Annotated in this window: 16 protein-coding genes; 4 read left to right on the top strand and 12 right to left on the bottom strand. The window is 47.2% G+C overall.

Annotated elements, in window-relative coordinates; genetic code table 11:
- Positions 1 to 15: 15 nt before the first annotated feature.
- Both P2W84_RS07045 and P2W84_RS07040 read right to left on the bottom strand, forming a co-directional pair.
- Positions 16 to 2,313, bottom strand: a complete 2,298-nt coding sequence (locus P2W84_RS07045) for a TonB-dependent receptor (protein WP_276089413.1) — start codon at positions 2,311 to 2,313, stop codon at positions 16 to 18.
- Between the two features lie 100 nt (positions 2,314 to 2,413).
- A complete protein-coding gene (locus P2W84_RS07040) occupies positions 2,414 to 2,758 on the bottom strand; it encodes a hypothetical protein (RefSeq protein WP_276089412.1) in 345 nt (114 codons plus the stop codon).
- Positions 2,759 to 3,013: 255 nt separating this feature from the next.
- Here P2W84_RS07040 and P2W84_RS07035 point away from each other — a divergent pair, with 255 nt between their 5' ends.
- Positions 3,014 to 3,406 (top strand): response regulator, encoded by a 393-nt coding sequence (locus tag P2W84_RS07035; protein WP_276089411.1) that lies wholly within the window; start codon positions 3,014 to 3,016, stop codon positions 3,404 to 3,406.
- On the opposite strand, the gene P2W84_RS07030 is transcribed toward P2W84_RS07035, so the two are convergent.
- The 4 genes from P2W84_RS07030 to pdhA form a co-directional block, all read right to left on the bottom strand.
- The gene (locus tag P2W84_RS07030; protein ID WP_276089410.1) at positions 3,403 to 4,173 is read right to left on the bottom strand and encodes a Ku protein; all 771 of its coding nucleotides are present in this window, start codon (positions 4,171 to 4,173) and stop codon (positions 3,403 to 3,405) included. The two genes, P2W84_RS07035 and P2W84_RS07030, sit on opposite strands and share 4 nt — an antisense overlap.
- A 54-nt stretch (positions 4,174 to 4,227) precedes the next feature.
- Positions 4,228 to 5,610: a histidine--tRNA ligase gene (gene hisS / locus P2W84_RS07025; RefSeq protein WP_276089409.1), complete on the bottom strand. Its 1,383-nt coding sequence runs from the start codon at positions 5,608 to 5,610 to the stop codon at positions 4,228 to 4,230.
- An 87-nt stretch (positions 5,611 to 5,697) separates the two neighbouring features.
- The gene (locus tag P2W84_RS07020; RefSeq protein ID WP_276089408.1) at positions 5,698 to 7,338 is read right to left on the bottom strand and encodes a pyruvate dehydrogenase complex dihydrolipoamide acetyltransferase; all 1,641 of its coding nucleotides are present in this window, start codon (positions 7,336 to 7,338) and stop codon (positions 5,698 to 5,700) included.
- Between the two features lie 31 nt (positions 7,339 to 7,369).
- Positions 7,370 to 8,365, bottom strand: a complete 996-nt coding sequence (pdhA, locus tag P2W84_RS07015) for a pyruvate dehydrogenase (acetyl-transferring) E1 component subunit alpha (protein ID WP_276089407.1) — start codon at positions 8,363 to 8,365, stop codon at positions 7,370 to 7,372.
- Positions 8,366 to 8,594: 229 nt separating this feature from the next.
- On the opposite strand from pdhA, the gene P2W84_RS07010 reads away from it, so the two are divergent.
- Entirely contained in the window at positions 8,595 to 9,149 is a 555-nt protein-coding gene (locus P2W84_RS07010) for an NlpC/P60 family protein (protein WP_276089406.1), read from the top strand.
- A gap of 4 nt (positions 9,150 to 9,153) precedes the next feature.
- Complete coding sequence (locus P2W84_RS07005) at positions 9,154 to 10,260, top strand: CapA family protein (RefSeq protein ID WP_276089405.1); 1,107 nt, start codon at positions 9,154 to 9,156, stop codon at positions 10,258 to 10,260.
- On the opposite strand, the gene P2W84_RS07000 is transcribed toward P2W84_RS07005, so the two are convergent.
- Positions 10,261 to 10,446 carry a hypothetical protein gene (locus P2W84_RS07000; protein ID WP_276089404.1) on the bottom strand — a complete coding sequence of 62 codons (186 nt, stop codon included), beginning with the start codon at positions 10,444 to 10,446 and terminating at the stop codon, positions 10,261 to 10,263.
- A 127-nt stretch (positions 10,447 to 10,573) separates the two neighbouring features.
- Between P2W84_RS07000 and P2W84_RS06995 the strand changes: the two genes are divergently transcribed.
- Positions 10,574 to 11,497 (top strand): SPFH domain-containing protein, encoded by a 924-nt coding sequence (locus P2W84_RS06995; RefSeq protein ID WP_276089403.1) that lies wholly within the window; start codon positions 10,574 to 10,576, stop codon positions 11,495 to 11,497.
- 43 nt (positions 11,498 to 11,540) lie between these two features.
- Here P2W84_RS06995 and P2W84_RS06990 read toward each other — a convergent pair whose 3' ends face one another.
- The 5 genes from P2W84_RS06990 to fumC all read right to left on the bottom strand — a co-directional run bounded on the left by P2W84_RS06990 (position 11,541) and on the right by fumC (position 17,322).
- Positions 11,541 to 13,682, bottom strand: a complete 2,142-nt coding sequence (locus P2W84_RS06990; RefSeq protein ID WP_276089402.1) for a carboxy terminal-processing peptidase — start codon at positions 13,680 to 13,682, stop codon at positions 11,541 to 11,543.
- 98 nt (positions 13,683 to 13,780) lie between these two features.
- Complete coding sequence (locus P2W84_RS06985) at positions 13,781 to 14,458, bottom strand: hypothetical protein (protein WP_276089401.1); 678 nt, start codon at positions 14,456 to 14,458, stop codon at positions 13,781 to 13,783.
- A 131-nt stretch (positions 14,459 to 14,589) separates the two neighbouring features.
- A complete protein-coding gene (locus P2W84_RS06980; protein ID WP_276089400.1) occupies positions 14,590 to 15,366 on the bottom strand; it encodes a S1/P1 nuclease in 777 nt (258 codons plus the stop codon).
- A gap of 54 nt (positions 15,367 to 15,420) precedes the next feature.
- Complete coding sequence (locus tag P2W84_RS06975; RefSeq protein ID WP_276089399.1) at positions 15,421 to 15,915, bottom strand: fumarate hydratase; 495 nt, start codon at positions 15,913 to 15,915, stop codon at positions 15,421 to 15,423.
- A gap of 9 nt (positions 15,916 to 15,924) precedes the next feature.
- Positions 15,925 to 17,322 (bottom strand): class II fumarate hydratase, encoded by a 1,398-nt coding sequence (gene fumC, locus P2W84_RS06970; protein WP_276089398.1) that lies wholly within the window; start codon positions 17,320 to 17,322, stop codon positions 15,925 to 15,927.
- Between the last annotated feature and the right edge of the window lie 194 nt (positions 17,323 to 17,516).

Raw genomic sequence — 17,516 nt, 5'->3', positions numbered from 1 at the left:
TAAGCTAATCATTATTTACAAGAACGGAACAGTTATTCCGAACACAATATTCCGCCCCGGGTTATAGATTCCCGCCGGCTTATACCTGCTCAGGTGATTGTAATAAGTTTTGTTTAATAAATTCTGCCCTGTGATCCATAAGTTCAGCTTACCTTTCGGGGTCTTCACCGAGGTACCGATGCCCGCGTCCAGCAGTGTGTATCCGGAGGTCTGGGTCTCGAAGCTGTCAAAACGGGATTGCCTGAACACGTTGCTAACACCCACCTTGATATAGCTGTCGTCCAGCCCTTTGACAGAAGGCTCAAAACGCAGTTCGTTGTTGAGGGTGGCGGCTGGAATAAAAGGTAGCGGCATATCGTTTGCGCGGTTGGTCGCTTTTACATAGGCAAACGAGTTTTCAAAATGGACCGATCTGACCAGGTGAAAGTCTATACTGGCTTCTCCGCCGATGAGGTCTGCATTGGTCTGCACAAACCGGTAGACGGGTAAAGTCTCCGTATCGCCCGCCTCATTTTCGAGACCAATGGTTTCATTGTTAAAATTACCAGGATAGATGTAGTTATAGATCCGGTTCGCATACGCATTGATACCAAAAGTAACTTTATTGGCTGCATACTCCAGGCCAAGGTCAAATTGCAGGCTGGTTTCCTGCTTCAGGTCGCTGTTGCCGATCTCATAACGGAAAGTACCTTCGTGACGGCCATTGGCCCCAAGCTCAGCAATGTTCGGTGCCCTGAAGCCAGAGCCTGCATTACCTTTCAAAACCAGGTCCTTTGCTACTTCAAATGAAAAGCCCAGCGAACCCGATACATTCGAGAAGCTGTTGCGGAAGGCGCTGAACACTTGTTCATCGTCATGGATCAACTCCTTACCGGCTATCTTTTTATAATCATATCGTGCGCCGATATTAACTGCGCCTTTTTCAAAATTGCGCTTCAGGTACAGGAAGGCACCGACATTATCGGACCGGTAGTCGGGGATGAGAAATTCATCGCCTTTATTGAGATTATCCTGGTACATTCCCTGCAGGCCTATTGCCGGTTCCCATTTGCCTGCATTGGGAAAATAATACTTCACATCGTAAGTAAAGGAATTCAGGCGAAGGTTCAGACCTGGCTCCTGAGCGCTTTCTTCAAACTCCTTTCTCTGGTTCTGCTGGAATGCAAACGTAGTCTTTAACTGGCCTTTACCAAGAATAATGTTACTGTTCAGTGCTGTACGGTAATGGTTAATGTCCTGGTAAGGAAGCCCGGGCCTTCTGGAACGGGCATCAGCGTTACTAACCGGGTTGCCCTGCACATCTAAATAGATACCATTTTCATCAGGCCCCTCTTCTACCAATCCGATATTCGTATTGAATCTGGAAAAGGTAAGGTGCGAATAACCCCAGCTTTTGTTGACGCCTGCCATACCGCTCAGGTTAAATTCATTGAAGCCGGAATTGGGCACGACCGCGTCTTTATAGCTAAATCCGTATGCATTTTTGTAAGAAGCCCGGCCCCGGTAAACAAAGCCGTTGTCATTACCCTGGAGCATCAGCGAAGAAGCCGTAAGCCCGTTGTTTGTGGCATAGGAACTGGTAAATGAACCATTGAACGTACCAGGGGGCGGAACCAGGTCATCAATGATGTTGATGACCCCGCCAAGTGCATCGGAGCCGTACAGCAAGCTTGCAGGGCCTTTCAGGATCTCTACCCTTGAGGCAGCAAACTGATCTGCTTCAACGCCATGCTCGTCTCCCCATTGCTGGGCTTCCTCCCGGGCGCCGTCCACCATTGTCAGTACCCGGTTATAACCGAGTCCCCTGATCACCGGCTTGGATATAGCTCCGCCTGTACCCACCTGGGCCACTCCCGGCACCCGGGATATCGCGTCAACCAGGTTAGATCCGCCTGCACTTGATAATTCCTGTTTACCAACGGTCACCACAGACAGGCTATTGGTCCTGGTGTCTGAACTGAAGGGAGAGCCGGTAACTACGATCTCCGCGCTTTCTATGACCGAGGGGGTAAGGGCAATGTCCAATCCCTCCGGGCTGGAAAGATCAACAACCTGTGAATAAGTTTTATAACCTACGTACCTTACTTCTATCAGGAAGCGTCCCCTGGAGGGAACATTTCTCAGTGTAAAAGCGCCTTCATCATTGGTTGTGGTGGTCGCTTTGAGATCGCTGATATAGACTGTGGCCCCGGCAAGTGGTTCATGCGTAACGGCATCTGTTACCTTCCCTTTAAATTCTGCCAGACCGGATGCCGCCATGCTGAACGGAAACAGCATACAGATGAAGCATACCAAAAGATATATTCTTTTCATTTGTGTTTAAATGTAATGTTATCAAAGGCTATGCATACCATGCACAGCATCATTGACAATGGGTTCAAAATTGAATAATGGAAAAACGTCCTGAAGACGATCAGGCTGGATTTTCGGGAGGTCCCCTGAGCGAAGGTACTTCCGCCTCGATGTGGACGGCAGTTAAAGCAACCTGTTTAGTCACAAAAGGGCTGCTCTGCAGAAATACTGCCTGTATTAAACGGGCGCGGATAAAATTCTTTTCGAAATGTGCCGCACAGACCAGGCAGGTATCGGCATGATTGCGAACATGCTCCTTATGGGTGCATTTTGCTTCCTTAGAAGACGAACATCCGGGGATGGCCTCATGGTGATGAAAAGCACCAAAAGGAGTTAATGCGATGGCAAAAACCATCAGCAGGAACATAGAAACGATCCGCCTGATATGTTGTATTTTCGTCTTCAATGCGGCACTAAATTACTGAAATCATCTGAAGCCACAAATATATAGGGTGCAGTCGTTACCGGCCGCACCCTAAAACCTAAAACTAAAAACTACCAATAAGACGGGTTCACCTGTCCAAAGTTTCATCAAACCTATCAAATCTGCCTAAATATGAGACTAAGATGATAATTGAAAACTTTCTGTTTATTTCTTTTAAAAAATTGATGAACAAATCAATTACAGAATTATATTTGTACTTATTTAATCGATATCATTTTGCCTAAAAGCACAGCACTTTATAAAAATGTCCTGGTTATTGAAGATAACCATGCAATCCTTGATGTGATCACATTGATCCTTCAAAGTGAAGCATATAAGGTAGCAGGTTTAAATAAGGGAGCAGATATGATGATGCATATTGAGGCCTTTAAGCCCGATCTCATTATACTGGATATTATGCTTCCTGACGGCGACGGCCGGGAACTCCTGAAGCTGATCCGTTCTGAGCCAAAGACTACCCATATACCTGTACTGATGATCTCTGCACGCTATACTTCGGAAAATATCCAGCATGGCGAGTATATACCAAATGGCTTTCTTCCCAAACCCTTTGACATCGACGAGTTGCTGGATAAGATTGAAGGTATCCTTGCCGGAAAACAATACTAAGCGCCCTTTCTTTCGCTCAGGCTTTTCATCAGCTGGCCATAGAGATCATCGTTCGATGTTTGCTTTGGTTTCAGCTTTTTGACGGTCGCACGTTTTCCCTTCGCTTTTGCCTTAATGATCTTCATTAGTGCAATGCTGTATTCATCATGGAAGCTCTTGATATCGAATGCGGATGAGTATTGCCGGATCAGCGCAAGTCCCACATCCAGCTCCTTTTTACTGATGGCTGATGCGGAAGGTATATTGATATCTTCTGCGGAACGGATTTCTTCCGGAAACCTGATCTTTGTAATGACCAGTAAATTGTGCATAGGATGGATGACACAGAGGTTCTCCGTACTCCTCAGTACAAACCTGGCCACACCGGCCTTTCCCGATTTTTCCAGTGCTTTTTGCAGTAGTACATATGCCTTCTTCCCCTGATTTTCAGGCTCAGCATAGTAGGAAGTCTCATAATAAACGGGGCTGATTTCATCAATGTTCACGAAGTTCTCCAACTCGATCAGTTTGGTCTTTTCCGGCATGGCATCTTCAAAATCAGCTTCATCCAGGATGACATACTGTTCATTGACCTGGTATCCCTTTACAATACGATCGTAAGGAACCTCTTTACCGGTTTTTTCATTGACACGCTTGAAACGTATACGTTCGAGATCACGTTCGTCCAGCATGTCCAGGTCCAGGCTGCTGCTCTGAACAGCCGAATACAGTTTTACGGGAATATTGACCAGGCCGAAACCAATAGCGCCTTTCCAGATTGCTCTCATAATCGGGTACTTTCCAGATTAACAAGACTTTGGAGCTATTGTTTTGAGACGCCCTCAGCTGATCTTCAGTTTGCTGATAATCTCCGCAGCCGACAGCCTTTCCTGACCTCCGTCCTGCATATTCTTCAGCGTCAGCTTGCCGCTCTCCATCTCATCGCTGCCGATCAGTATGACGTAAGGTATACGCTTGTCGTCAGCATAACCCAGTTGCTTTTTCAGCTTTGCAGCTACCGGGTAAAGCTCTGCCGCAATTCCTCCGTCCCGCAAACCGGAAAGTAAAGGCAGGGCATATTGCTCCGCTTTCTCATCAAAGTTACTGATCAGTACCTTTGTGCCCACAGCGGAAGAAGCAGGAAAGAGATCAAGCTCCAGAAGAACATCATAGATCCGGTCAGCGCCAAAAGAAATACCTACTCCGCTCAGGCCCTTCAGCCCAAACATACCCGTCAGGTCATCATATCTTCCACCGCCTCCGATACTGCCCATTGCGACTTCATTGGTCTTCACTTCGAAGATGCAACCCGTATAGTAGTTCAGGCCGCGGGCCAGCGTAATGTCCAGTTCTGTATTGCCAGCTTGCCTGCCCCCGTTCAACGCGGCTACATATTCAAGTACCTTTTCAACTTCAGCGATACCTCTTAATCCTGTTTCAGAAGTCTTCAGGATCTGTTTCAGGCTTTCCAGTTTTTCCAGGGTTGTACCTTTCAGAAGGATAACGGGCTTCAGTATGTCAATGTCTGCATCGGTGAAGCCCCTTTCCAGAAGTTCGCCGATCACCCCGTCCAGGCCAATCTTATCCAGCTTGTCAATGGCTACGGTCATGTCGACAATCAGTTCAGATTTCCCGATGATTTCCGCAATGCCGGAAAGTATCTTCCGGTTATTGATCTTAATCGTGAAATCCTTAAGGCCCAGGTTGGTCAGCGCCTCCTGGTAAATACCTACAAATTCAGCTTCGTTCAATAAGGTATCCGAACCTACAACATCCGCATCGCACTGATAAAACTCCCTGTATCTGCCTTTTTGAGGGCGGTCTGCACGCCATACCGGCTGAACCTGAAAACGTTTAAAGGGAAACGAGATCTCGTTCTGGTGCATGACCACATATCTTGCAAAAGGAACTGTCAGGTCATATCTCAATGCCTTCTCACTGATTGCTGGAAGGATTTCCGAAGACCTCGCTTCCGCGAGCAGTTGCGGCCCTACTTTAGACAAATAATCGCCACTGTTCAATATTTTGAAAATCAGTTTATCACCCTCATCTCCATACTTTCCGGTAAGCGTTGCCAGATTTTCCATCGATGGTGTCTGTATTTCTGCATAACCATACTTTCTGAATACCGTCTTTATCGTATCAAAAATGTAATTACGCCTGACCATTTCAAGCGGAGAAAAGTCCCTGGTGCCTTTAACCAGCGAAGGTTTGATGTTTGACATGGGCGCAAAAGTACAAAAACTAAAAGGCATAAAAAAAGGCCGTCCGCCTTTTACGGACGGACAGCCTGTATATGATAAAGCAGATACTTAAGCCAGCAGCCTGATGGGCTCTTCCAGCAAGCCTTTCAGCGTCTGCAGGAATGCTGCGCCCGTAGCGCCATCTACTACCCTGTGATCGCAACCGAGGGTCAGCTTCATTACATTACCCGGTACAACCGCATTGTTTTTCACCACAGGAACCTGCTGGATCGCACCAACGGACAGAATAGCCCCGTCAGGTGAGTTGATAATTGACGTAAATTCGTCAATACCGAACATACCCAGGTTGGATACCGTAAATGTAGAGCCTTCCCAGTCACTTGGTTGCAGTTTCTTGGCCTTTGCCTTTTGTCCGTATTCCTTAACTTCTGCGGAGATATGCGACAGCGATTTCCCATCAGCAAACCGGACGACAGGTACCAGCAAGCCGTCTTCCACAGCCATAGCAACGCCAATGTTTGTATGTTCATTGAAACGGATCTTATCGCCACCCCAGGAAGAATTAACCGCCGGGTGTTGTTTCAGTGCCACTGCTACTGCCTTAATAACGATATCATTAAAGGAAACCTTCACCGGAGCGACCGCGTTTATGGCGGTACGGGCCGTGATCGCATTGTCCATGTCTATACTGATGGTCAGATAGAAATGAGGGGCAGTAAATAAGCTTTCGGCCAGGCGCTTGGCAATGACCTTACGCATCTGTGATACCGGCTTCTCTGTGAACTTCTCTTCTCCGATATATTGCGGGATTACGGCAGCAGGTTTTTCACCGGAAGCCGCAGCAGCAGGTTTTGCTTCCGCCGGTTTGAAATTCTCTACATCCTTCCTGATGATCCTTCCTCCTTCTGCACTACCGGAAACCTGGGCAAGGTCAATGCCCTTATCCCTGGCTATCTTTTTGGCAAGCGGAGAGGCCTTCACGCGATCGCCTGATTCCTGATCTTCCCCGGCCGCCGTTCTGTCCTCTGCCTTTTCCGCAGCGACAGGCTGGTCCTTTTTCTGATCGGGAGCAGCTTGCGCAGGAGCATCGCCCTGGCTCAGAATACTGCTGATGTCCGTTCCTTCAGGACCGACGATGGCAATTATTCCATTCACCTTTGCGGCCTGTCCCTTTTCCACACCGATATGGAGTAAAGTCCCTGTTGCATATCCCATCACCTCCATCGTTGCCTTATCGGTTTCAACATCGGCAAGGATATCGTCATCCTTCACCTTATCGCCAACCTTCTTGTGCCATTCGGCAATGACACCTTCGGTCATGGTATCGCTAAGCAGCGGCATCCGGATTACAGTAACTCCTTTTTCTGCAAGTTCTGCCTCAGACAGGCCCGATCCGGAACCTTGTGCAGCTGCCTGCTTTTCCTCCGCCGGTTGCACTTCCGGTTTCTCCGCCTTCACAGATCCGGCGGCGGCACCTTGTTCCGCTTCCAGGGCTGCTTTATAATCTTCACCCTCCTCGCCGACAACGGCGATTACGGCATCCACAGGTACGGCTTTACCCTCTTCCACACCGATATATAATACCGTCCCGTCCCAGTAAGACTCCAGGTCCATGGTCGCCTTATCTGTCTCGACCTCGGCCATTACATCGCCGCTCTTTACTTTATCGCCCACTTTCTTGTGCCATTTAGCCATAACTCCTTCGGTCATGGTATCGCTCATTTTGGGCATTCTAACAATTTCAGCCATCTTATGATATCAAATGAATACTGTTGCTTAATTAATCGAGTACATAAGGGTAATCCTGCTGAACATAGACGTCCCGGTAAAGTTCTGCCGGATCAGGCCACGGAGATTCCTCTGCAAATTTAACCGCCTCGTCTACGAGCGTCTTAACCTTGGCTTCTATTTCTGCGATCCAGGACTGATCAGCATATTTCTCTTCCAGGATCACTTCCCGTACCCTTTCGATCGGATCCTTAGCCTTATAATCTTCCAGTTCCTCTTTAGTCCTGTATTTGGCCGGATCTGACATGGAATGTCCGCGGTAGCGGTAAGTCCTCATCTCAAGGAACGTCGGGCCCTCGCCATTGCGGGCACGCTGGAAGGCTTCATCCATTGCGGTATGCACTGCGATAGGATCCATGCCGTCTACAGGTGCACACGGCATATCAAAACCAAGCCCTATCTTGTAGATATCGGTCATATTGGTGGTACGTTCCACAGAGGTACCCATCGCATAACCATTATTTTCACAAACAAAAATTACCGGCAGTTTCCAAAGCATGGCCATGTTGAAAGTCTCGTTCAGCGAGCCCTGACGGACTGCTCCGTCACCCATATAACATACATTGACATTCGTAGTGCCCTTATACTTCTCGGCAAATGCAATGCCCGCACCCAGCGGGATCTGTCCGCCAACAATACCGTGGCCACCATAAAAGTTATGCTCCTTACTGAACAGGTGCATAGACCCACCTTTACCTTTTGAGCATCCGGTAGCCTTGCCATACATTTCAGCCATGATTGCATTCGGGCTGACACCCAGTGCCAGTGCATGTGCATGGTCACGGTAAGCCGTAATCATCGAATCCCCCTGCTGCATTGCAGAAACCGTTCCGGCAACAACTGCCTCCTGGCCAATGTATAAATGACAAAAGCCGCGTATTTTCTGCTGTCCGTAAAGCTGACCGGTCTTCTCTTCGAATTTCCTCATCAGCAGCATAGACTCGAACCACTTCAGGTAGGTATCCTTATTAATTTCTACTGCACTCATTGTAAGGTGTTGATTTGATTTACGCGAGCAAATCTAATTTTTTATTGCCACATAAGGAAGAAAATGATTGTAAAATGAACACTAAGACGGTGGAAATGTGGAAAACTTCCTGCAAATATTCCGTGACATTTGGATAACATTTGCAAAATATATAAGTTTGCTGCTCAAACAATAAGCCCAAAGGGATTGCGTTTAAGTGTAAGTTCCATTACCCAAACTTAACAGTAAAATGATAAAAAAGTTTTTGTTGTCTTCTTTCATCGCAATGTGCGCCGTTATCACCCTGAACGCGCAGACAAAAACAAAAGAAACCACTAAACTCGAAGATCCGGATAATTTAGCTTCCCAGTACTTTTCACAGGTAATGGGTGTCGCTGTGGACGCGACCTCCAACATCAAACTTTACAAATTCATTTACGAATGGATAGGGACACCTTACCGTTTCGGGGGCAACACGGAGCGGGGGATCGACTGTTCAGCCTTTACTAAGGCGATTTACGATAAAGTTTTCAACACGACTATCCTTCGTAATTCCCGTGATATCTTCAGTATGGTAGATCCGCTTCCAAAGGACGAACTGAAAGAAGGAGACCTGGTATTCTTTAAAATCAAAAGCAGGAGCATTACGCATATTGGCATTTACCTGGGAGATAACAGGTTTGCACATGCCTCTTCGACCCGGGGCGTAGTGATCAGCAACCTCAATGAGCCTTACTATTCCCGCTATTTCTACAAGGGTGGCCGGATTATAGAAGGCATAAAGAACGAACTGGTAGAAGAATAAAACCATGAACGCCTTCAAGGGCATTTTTTATTGCCTTTTTCTTGTCTTACCGGCTTTTAGCTGCACAACTACCGGAAGCACTTTAAGTATCAGCAGACCGTCTTTTCTGGCGGACACTTCTTTAAACGATACAGATACCGTCACAATCACCGCAGCAGGTGACATCATGATTGGTTCTGCATATCCCTCAAAAACGAATCTACCCCCACATGATGGCAGGAACAGTTTCAAACATGTGGCTGAATTTTTAAGCGGCGACATCCTGTTCGGAAATCTTGAAGGTTGTTTTCTGGACACAGGCAAGTCATCCAAATGCAAAGACACAACCGGTAAAAGCTGTTTTGCGTTCAGGATGCCCGAACGATATGCATCCATCATTAAAGACGCTGGTTTCAATCTCCTGAGTATTGCCAACAACCATGTCGGCGATTTCGAAAACGCCGGAAGACGACGCACAGCGCAACTGCTGGATTCCCTTGGGATCAAGTACGCCGGACAAGTTTCCTCTCCGTATGCGCTTTTTGAAAAAGACAGCATCCGTTATGCCTTCTGTGCCTTCGCACCCAATGAAAATACTCTTTCCATCAACCAGCCCGATAGTGCCAGGGCACTGGTCGCTCGTTTGAAGGAGCAGGCGGATATTGTCATCGTTTCTTTCCACGGTGGTGCCGAAGGATCGAAATATGAACACGTACCCAGGCAAGACGAACTCTTTTTCAAGGAGAACCGGGGCAACGTCTATGCCTTCGCGCACAGTGTCATTGACGCCGGCGCAGATGTAGTCCTCGGGCATGGGCCTCATGTAACCAGGGCTGTCGAAGTTTACAAAAACCGCTTTATCGCCTATAGTCTTGGCAACTTCTGTACTTACGGCATGTTCAATCTCTCGGGCCCCAGCGGTATAGCACCTTTACTTCAGTTAAAAATAAACCGCCGGGGAGAATTTATCTGTGCCGATGTTGTCTCTGTGAAACAAACAAAAACAGCTGGTCTGCGCCCTGATCCGGAGATGCAGGCTTTCAAGAAACTCAGGTTCCTGACGGATACAGATTTCCCCGGCCACAGGCTCCGGTTTGAGCCGGGAGGACGCATCCGCCTGCTGGCAGACTGATCATTCCGCGTCCCTTGTATTCTTGACCAGGCCTATTCCCGAGAAGAAGAAAATAATGCCGATGATACCAATTACCAGCAGTTCCCTGGTCTGTACCGACTGGCTTACAAAGCTGTAGCCAGCATAAATTAGTCCGACAATTCCTAAAATAGTCAGGATTGTCCCAAAAGTCCGTTTAACATTCATAGTTATAGATTTAAAAGACCAATGCAATAAGTATGCCTGCACTTATTTAATCCGGTGTTAACCATTATCCATGTGAATCTTTGTATATTCAGGGGGACAAACAAGCTCACCTAAAAAACATCAATTTATGGCATTCTACATTTTTCTCTTTATTGTACTCGTTATTTTGCTTAGTTCCTTCGTAACGGTAAAACAGGGTACCATCGCAGTCATTACCGTATTTGGAAAATACCGCAGGTTACTCCGGCCAGGATTAAGCCTGAGAGTACCGCTTATCGAAGTGATCCACTCCCGGATATCTATACAGAACCGCTCCGTAGAACTTTCTTTTCAGGCTGTAACCCAGGACCAGGCCAATGTTTACTTCAAAGCCATGCTTCTTTATTCGGTGATCAACCATGATGAGGAAACCATTAAAAACGTCGCTTTTAAATTTGTTGACGCAACTAACCTGATGCAGGCGCTGATCCGGACGATTGAAGGCTCAATCCGGGCTTATGTTGCAACGCAAAAACAGGCAAACGTACTTGCACAAAGAAATGAGATCGTGGAACATGTCAAGCACCAGATAGACCAGGTACTGGAGAGCTGGGGATATCACTTACAGGACCTTCAGCTTAACGACATCACCTTTGACGAAGAGATCATGCGTTCAATGAGCCGGGTCGTCGCCTCACACAACCTGAAAGCAGCGGCTGAGAACGAGGGGCAAGCCTTGCTTATTACGAAGACCAAAGCTGCAGAAGCAGATGGTAACGCCATCAAGATTGCTGCAGCAGCAGAGCGGGAAGCCGCTCAGCTCAGGGGTCAGGGCATCGCACTTTTCAGGTCAGAAGTTGCACACGGCATGACCAAAGCTGCACAGGAAATGGAACAGGCAAACCTTGACATTTCTGTCATCCTCTTCACGATGTGGACAGAATCCATCAAGCAGTTTGCAGAAAACAGTGAAGGTAATGTCATCTTTTTGGATGGGTCTACAGAAGGAATGAACAAGACCATGAAAGAAATGATGGCTATGCAGACGCAAAAGAAAAGTCCTGGTCAATAAGACCAGGACTTCAGTAAATCCTTAAAGGCGGCCTGCCGCTGCTTTATTGCTTAAGCTGCATAAAATCAGCCATAACATGCAGACTCTCGTCCTCTACAAAGTCAAAGCTCTCCTCCTTGGTAATCTTCTCGCCTTTCTTAACTGCCGGCAAGCCCCGCTCTGCACGCAGCAGATTCGTTCGCTCAAGGTTCTTTGCTTCCAGGCTGTCACGCTCCGCCTTTAACTTTGCCATATTGAGCGAAACGGCCGTCTCCTTATCGCGCTTCTGAAGATCTGCGATATCCTGCTGCAGCAATTTATAGTCGAGAGACTTCGTCATACGTTCATTGTGACGTTTCAGCAATTCCTGCTTTAACGGGGCCAGGTCGGCTACAGGTGTAAAGTTCGATTTTTGGATCACGTCCCAGGGCAGCGCGGATTTCTCTGTGTCTTCTCCGATCTTGTCCATAGGATAGAGAGAAGGGAACTGAATGTCCGGCATCACGCCCTTATGCTGCGTACTGCTTCCGGTAACCCTGTAAAACTTCGCCATCGTCAGGTTGATCTGTCCAAGCTGGGCAGGCGCACTGCTTCCAAGGCTCACACTTGTCGCATCCTTACCGACCAGGGAAGCCAGTCTCTGCAATATGGAAGGATTCACCAACTGGCTCATATCAATTGACGACTGTACCGTACCCTTTCCGAAGGTCTGCGTACCCATCACTATCCCTCTTCCATAATCCTGTATGGCCCCCGCAAAGATTTCGGAAGCCGAGGCACTTAACCGGTCAACCATGACACCAAAAGGCCCGCTCCAGGCTACCCCGCTATTATTGTCCTCCTGCACATCAATATTCCCTTTAATATCCTTTACCTGTACCACCGGCCCGCGATCGATAAACAATCCCGTCAGATCGATGGCCTCAACAAGGGAGCCCCCGCCGTTCGCTCTTAAGTCCATCACGATCGCATCCACTTTATCGCGGTTCTTCAGGGTATCGATCAGTAACTTAACATCCCTCGTCGTACTCTTATAATTTGGATCTCCGGCTCTTGCAGCTTTAAAGTCCGCGTAGAATCCCGGAACTGTAATAACACCGACCTTATAAGTCTTTCCGTCTGACGTCACCGTCTTGACCTTCTTCTTCGCGGACTGGTCTTCCATTACGATACGCTCTCTGACCAGTTCGACGATGACAGGCTTGGCAGACATTTCCTGGCCTACAGGTATGATCTTTAGCCGGACCTTAGTACCCTTCGGACCCTTGATCTTAGCTACGGAACTCTCAATCCTCCAGCCAATAATGTCTTCAAATTCTGAACTGCCCTGGGCTACAGCGACAATCCTGTCACCCGCGCTTAACTGCTTGCTCTTAAATGCAGGGCCGCCGGGGATGATCTCAGAGATCTTCAATACTTCATTTTCAAGTTGTAACCTAGCACCGATCCCCTCGAACGACCTGGCCATGTCCTCATTAAAGGCCTGTGCATTCACCGGGTTAAAATAGTTGGTATGCGGATCTATCGTTTCCGTAAACGCATCCATGACCATCTGGAAAACATCCTGGTTGTTGATCTTGGCCGCCTGAGACTTCAGATTTGTGTAACGTTTGGTGAGTGTTTCTACATTCTTATCATCTGCTGTACCTGCAATTTTCAGGTTTACCAGTTCATACTTAACCCTCTTCTTCCATATATCATTAAGCTCGGAAACAGAACTGGCCCATGGCTTTTTTTCCCGGTCAAAAGTATAGGTGTCATTCTGATTAAAGTCAAACTTGGTCTTTACCTCGCCAAGTGCATAGCCAATAAACTCATTATAACGCTTGAGATAAACATTAAAGATATAAAAAGCAGCGTTAAGGTCTCCGGCCCTGAAATCATCATCCAGCCGATATCTGTACTTTTCGAACTCCTTTATATCCTGTGCCTGGAAATAATAACGATAGGGATCCAGGTCCTTAATGTATTTATCCAGCACCAGTGAAGAAATAGAATCATTTACCTTTTCACGCTTATAATTGTATTTTTCTATTAGCGTCACAATCTCCCTGCAAACCAGGGCCTGCTTTTCATCCGGCACAATATTAGTTACACCCTGCACCAGTGCCTGGGGCTTCGGAGAGGCCTGACAAGCAAGTACTGCTGCCGTAAAGGTTACCAATAATATTCTCTTCAACATTTCTTTAAAAATTTTAAACTCCATTTTTGTGATCCACACTAATATGATACCAATTTCACAAATAAACACAAAAGAGACAGCATTATTACTGTCTCCCAACTGTAAACTTAGAAAATTTGGTATCAGGACTTTTTCCTCGAAACTGAGATCTGTGACCTGACCTCCCTGATCTGGTCGCTGAACTGGCGGATATTGGCCGCCTTTGCCAGCAGCTCAGCATGATTAACATCCCTGGAGGCCATTACATATTCCTTCTTCTTTACCTTCACCTTCGCAATACCCAATACAGATTCAATGTTTCCGCTGCTGCTTCCAAGCTGGCGCGCCAGTATTCCCTGTTGTGTATAAAACCAAAGAGATTGGGTCAGTTTATTGGCTGCGAGATAGATTTTCCCCAACTGACCGTAAGACTCCATCTGCCCTGACCTGCTGCCCAGCTTAGTGTAGTTTTTCAAAGCTACATTCAGCACAACCTGCTCGGCTTCGGTATAATTATTAAGCAAATAATGTACATTACTAAGCCGCATTAATGCTGAGCCATATCTCGACAACTGCTTTGCGCTGTTATATTCAAAGGCGGCCTTACTGAAAAGCATAACTGCTTCGTTATAATCTCCATCTTTTTCATTTTGCTCAGCAGCGGAAAAAAAAGCATTCCCTTCACTGGCATCCAGGGCGGATACTGCTATGTTGATAGCCCCACCCGATACATAATAGGGATCGTCAGGATGATGGGGCACCTGAGCACTGGAATGCCAGCATAAGTGCATCAAAAAGATCAAAGCCAGGGACCTAATCATAATGTAAAGATAGGAGAAAATTACCAAACAATCACTTTCCCCTCATAATTAAGGTATTACACAATTATACCCGGGACCCCAGCCTTTTCATAGCTTCCGGACCAGAACTTCCGGGAGGAAGGAAACCTGTCTTAGTTCCTGTAGATATTGTTTAAGATACCAGCAAGGCAAATTCCTCCTTTCACCAGTTGACTATTCAGCAGATCGACGAAGTCAAAATTATACTTGTAGCTCAATTTGTCATCCGGCCTGGTCGCTGCATAGATTTTGTTACAAGCCTGATAAGAGCCATATACATAATCCTTCAGCGACATAGCTGACCATTCCTTCATCTGCAGCGCGGTTACGTGATCAATTGCCGCTGCATATTCCGTATAGCTCAGCTGCTGGTAATCAATCAGGGATTCGTCCCAAACCCGGTGCAGGTTCGATTTTTCACCAAACCAGGTTACATAGACTTTATTGCCACCAAGATCTTCCTTACGGGCAGTGTGCATCGGCTGATTAAGGTCTCCTACCATGTGGATCAGCATACGTATAGCCAGCTTCTTTTGCTCAGGCCTGCTTTTAGTATCCTTTAATACCGAAACCATCTCCCGTGTCTTATTGTAAACGTTAGGTGATTGTTCTTCATCCAGAAACCGGTAAACTCCCTGCTGGTCCAATCCCTCTGGAAGATTGACGAAGTGCCAGTTGTACAGGTAGTCATAGTCAGGATCAGACTTTATAAAGTCGCCCCAGTTACTGGCCAAAGCCAGGCTTTCTGTGCCCAATATTGCCCGAACGGCCTTCTTGGCCCGCGCCGTCAGGTGGTTTTCTGCAATCTGCCCGACAATTCTGTGCCCCAGCATCCCCCAGGCACTTGCTTCTACCGGAAAATAAATCAGCAATGCCACTACTAGCGGCATAACTTTTAAAAATTGGTTTCTGCTACTTCTCATATTATTCCCTGTTTCAATATGCTATAATGGCTGCGGCACACATTTGATCGGAGTTTTCAGTAATAACCGGAGTTCCCGCTGGTTTTCGGTGCTTTCAAGTATCAGGCTGTCCTTTCTGGATTCCAGTATCTTAAATCCCTTTATATATTGTCCGATCTGGTAGCATCCGGATATCTTTTGCTTGTAATTAGCCTTGGTATAAGTGCCCAGCAGAAAAATGGTATCTGACCTTACCCTGTAAGTGCCCTTGGCATATTCGCGCCATAAACCGTTATGATAACAAGAGTCCTCATAATAGTTCACTTTGGAATGCGTCGTCATCTCAATATAAAACGAATCACAGGTGAATTTGAACATATGTTCGGTATAGTTCAGCAGCCGGTCTGCATGTGCGATACTGTCCTGCTTCCAAACCCCTTGTAAAAAAGGCGCGCCACTACCCTGGACATCCGGCAGCCTTCTGCAGGCCGAGGACATCAATAAAGCCGCAAGCAAAAGAAACAAAGAACCCCGCACAGCTGCAGTTTATTTTAAACTTCCTACCATATCTTCAGGACGTACCCATTGATCGAACTGCTCTGCGGTCAGCAAGCCCAGTTCTACCGCCGCCTCCTTAAGCGTCTTATTTTCCTTATGTGCTTTCTTTGCAATCTTAGCCGCATTTTCGTAGCCTACATGTGGGTTCAGTGACGTCACCAGCATCAGTGAATTTTGCAGGTGTTTCTTAATTTCCGGAAGGTTGGGCTCGATACCCACAGCACATTTGTCATTAAATGACACACATGCATCACCGATCAGCCTGCCCGACTGCAGTACATTTGCAGCGATTAATGGCTTAAACACATTCAGCTCGAAGTGCCCGTTACTGCCGCCTATACTTACTGCCACATCGTTGCCGATGACCTGGGCGCAGACCATTGTCATTGCCTCGGGCTGCGTAGGATTTACCTTGCCGGGCATGATCGAAGAACCAGGTTCGTTATCCGGAATGATGATTTCCCCAATACCACAGCGAGGTCCCGAGCTCAGCATCCTGATGTCGTTGGCCACCTTCATCAGTGAAACCGCCACCCGTTTATAGGCCGAACTCAGTTCTACCATCGCATCATGTGCCGCAAGCGCCTCAAATTTATTAGGGGCAGAGACAAATGGCAGTCCCGTCAATTCGGCAATCTTTTTTGCCACCAGCAAGTCATATCCCTTTGGCGTATTTAACCCTGTTCCGACGGCCGTACCCCCCAGAGCCAGTTCAGTGATCATCACCAGCGCATTCCTTACCGCACGGATACCATTATCGATCTGCTGTACATATCCGGAAAATTCTTGCCCCAGTGTCAGCGGCGTCGCGTCCATAAGATGTGTCCTTCCTGTTTTTACGATATCCGCAAACAAGGCCGCCTTGGCATGCAGCGTTTCCCTCAGTTTTTCCAGGCCCGGAATGGTCACTTCCACGGCCTGCTTATAAGCAGCGATATGCATCGCAGTAGGATACGTATCGTTAGAAGACTGGGATTTGTTCACATCATCATTCGGGTGCAGTATTTTCTGATCGTCGCTCAGTTTACCCCCGTTCAGGACATGTGCCCGGTTCGCGATCACTTCGTTCCCGTTCATGTTGCTCTGCGTACCCGATCCTGTCTGCCAGATCACCAGCGGGAATTCGTCATCAAGCTGGCCGGAAATTACTTCATCGCAGGCCCTGGAGATCAAAATCGCCTTTTCCTCCGGCAATACACCAAGTTCATGATTAGCGAGTGCCGCTGCCTTCTTCAGGTAGCCGAAGGCATGGATGATCTCCTTGGGCATAGAAGCCTCAGGGCCTATCCGGAAATTATTTCTCGATCTTTCCGTCTGGGCACCCCAGTATTTGTCTGCGGGCACCTTCACCTCGCCCATCGTATCATGTTCTAATCTGAAATCCATTACTGTTATCTTTGATTAATAATTCCTAGTAAAATAGTATAAAGCGTGCATGCGCCCGCCACCCAGGCAAATTTAGCTTTTTTGGCAACTCAAAACTCTCCTTTTGCCAAGATATTTCAATCGTTACAATTGCGGAATCACCGGGTCAGGATCAATGTTTAAAACTCTTTTAAGCTAAAGCGCATGATAATCCT

Source organism: Pedobacter sp. JY14-1 (assembly GCF_029269825.1).
In the GTDB taxonomy this organism is placed as follows: Bacteria; Bacteroidota; Bacteroidia; order Sphingobacteriales; family Sphingobacteriaceae; genus Pedobacter.
This window is presented reverse-complemented; position numbering and strand designations above follow the sequence as displayed.